The following is a 2351-nucleotide window of genomic DNA, read 5'->3' on the forward strand; positions in this document are numbered from 1 at the left end:
GCCCAGGCCAGGCCGTCGCGCAGCGCCGGGCGCCACACCCCGAAAGTCGTGCGCGCCAGGACGAAGCCGCAGCCGGACGCCGAACCCCGGCCACCGGCCACCGGCCACCGGCCACCGGCCACCGGCCACCGGCCACCGGCCCAGGATCGATGCCATCGCCCGGGTGTCCCTCAGCGCCTCGCGGTCACCGAGGCCGCAGTCGAGCCAGATGCGCATCGGCGGATCCGGCGCCAGTGTGGCGGCATAGCGGGCGGGGGGTGTTGGCCTCGACGACCCGGGCGAGGTCGGGGCGGTGGCCGAACAGTCCGACCATGCCCCGTCGTGGGTGGGCCGGTCCATGCCGGACATCTCGATGATCGTCTCGACCAGGTCGCGATGGCGACGGCCGTCCGATGTCGAGTCAGGCCGCCATCCAAGTCTGCTCGCCCGCCGCGGTCAGGGCGCGGACGGCGGCTGCGTCCGGTCCTCCTCGGACAGGTGGCGCTCGGGGCGGGGGCGGCGGGCGGCGGCGAGCAGCGCGCCTGGGCGAGGAAGGTGCTCGCGCCAGCGGGGCCAGACGAGGAACGCCTCGGCCTCGAGTATCGCCAGGGCGATCCGCGGCAGTTCGGCGGTCGCCGGATAGCAGACGAAGCGGGGCTGCCAGGTGGGCTGGAACTTGGCGTTGAACCGGTAGAGGCTGTCGATCTGGAACCAGCGCGACAGGAACATCAGCATGCCGCGCCAGGAGCGGACCACCGGCCCCGCGCCCAGGCGCTCGCCGCGTTCGAGCGCGGAGCGGAAGAACGCGAAGTTCAACGACACCCGCGACACGCCGAGCTGCGGCGCCTGGCGCAGGGTGCTGACGATGAGGAACTCGTTCAGGCCGTTGTCGGCCGAACGGTCGCGCTGCATGGCGTCAAGCGACAGGCCGTCCCCTCCCCACGGCACGAAGTGCAGTAGCGCACGCAGCCGCGGTTCGGTGTCGGACGGCGGCGGCCCGCCGGACGGTGCCGACCCGTCGGGCCGAGCCGCGGCGCCGCTGTCCCGCACCGTGTGCTCGTGGGCGGGGACGACGTGCTCATGGGCGGGAACGACGCTCTCGTGGGCAGGGACGACGTTCTCGTAGGCGAGGACGACGACGCAGTCGCCGTCCTCGGCATCGCCCAGCCGGCCGAGTGCCATCGAGAAGCCGCGTTCGGTCTCGCTGCCGCGCCACGCCGCCGCCTGCGCCTTCAGTCGCGTGACATCGGGCGGGGCGAGATCGCGGACCCGACGGGCGACGGCCGTGTACCCGGCGCGTTCCACCCGCGCGACGGCCTGCCTGACGTTGCGCATCGCTCGGCCGTCCAGGGTGAAGGTGGCGGTGTCGACCACGGCCTCGTCGCCGAACTCCAGCGCGGTCAGTCCGGCGCGGGTCCATGCCGTGCCACCGGCCTCCGAGCAGCCGATCACCGCCGGGGTCCAGGCGTGGTCGGCGGCCTCGCCCAGGAACTCGCGGATCGCTCCCGGCCAGGCCTCCCGGTCGCCGAGCGGATCGCCGCTGGCGAGCATCACGCCGGAGACCACCCGGTAGGCCACGCAGGCCTTCCCGGACGGCGACCAGATCACCGACTTGTCGGAACGCAGCACGAAATAGCCGAGCGAGTCGGCGTCGCCGTGCCGGGTGAGCAGCGCCCGCACCCGGGCCCGATCCTGCTCGGTCAGCCGCGGCCGCGGCTGGGGTGGACGCAGCGCCAGGTAGCCGGTGGTGCCGATGGTCACCACACCCAGGGTGAGCAGCACCCGGTCGGCGAGGTCGGCGAACCGGTCGGAGGTGAAGTGCAGCGGGCCCGGGACGCCGACGAGCCCCAGCACGATCTGTTCGAGCTGCGCCGACCAGGCGTGCGGGCCGGCGATGCGGTGCTCGCGCAGGTGCAGCAGCAGGAAACCGATCGCGATCGAGACGACGGTGAGCAGCAGCCCGGCGCCGAGTGCCCGCCAACGGGTCGTCGGGTCGCCCTTGGCCCGGAACTCCCCGCGCACCAGCACGAGCGCACCGAGCAGGGCCGCCGACGCAGCCGCCTCGTCGTAGTCGAGCCCCTTGGCGACGTGCAGCAGGACGCTCAATCCGAGCAGGACGACGACGGCCCGCCACGCCCGCCGCTTGCGCCGACGCAGCCCGGCGGCGAGCAGGACCAGCAGCATGCCGACGACGACGGTGAAGGCGGCTGCCTGTCGGGACGCCGCCGCTGGCAGCAGAACCCGCAGGTCCGCCAGTCGGGACCGCCACTCGGGGGTCAGCGCGGACACCACGTCGGCCAGCCCGACGGTCAGGGTGAGCAGCGCCGCGACCCGCGGCACCCACGGCCGGCCCCATGCCGGCAGGCCTGGAC

1 protein-coding gene and 1 pseudogene are annotated in these 2351 nt (G+C 74.1%); both read right to left on the bottom strand.

What is annotated here, in order from left to right:
• Positions 1-387 (bottom strand): annotated as a pseudogene (locus ND748_RS30185) (hypothetical protein); the annotation flags it as partial.
• 48 nt (positions 388-435) lie between these two features.
• On the bottom strand, positions 436-2351 hold a 1916-nt coding region (locus ND748_RS30190; RefSeq protein ID WP_308205772.1), incomplete at its 5' end, for a phosphatidylglycerol lysyltransferase domain-containing protein.

The sequence above is a fragment of the Frankia sp. AiPs1 genome (genome assembly GCF_023716945.1).
GTDB lineage: Bacteria > Actinomycetota > Actinomycetes > Frankiales > Frankiaceae > Frankia.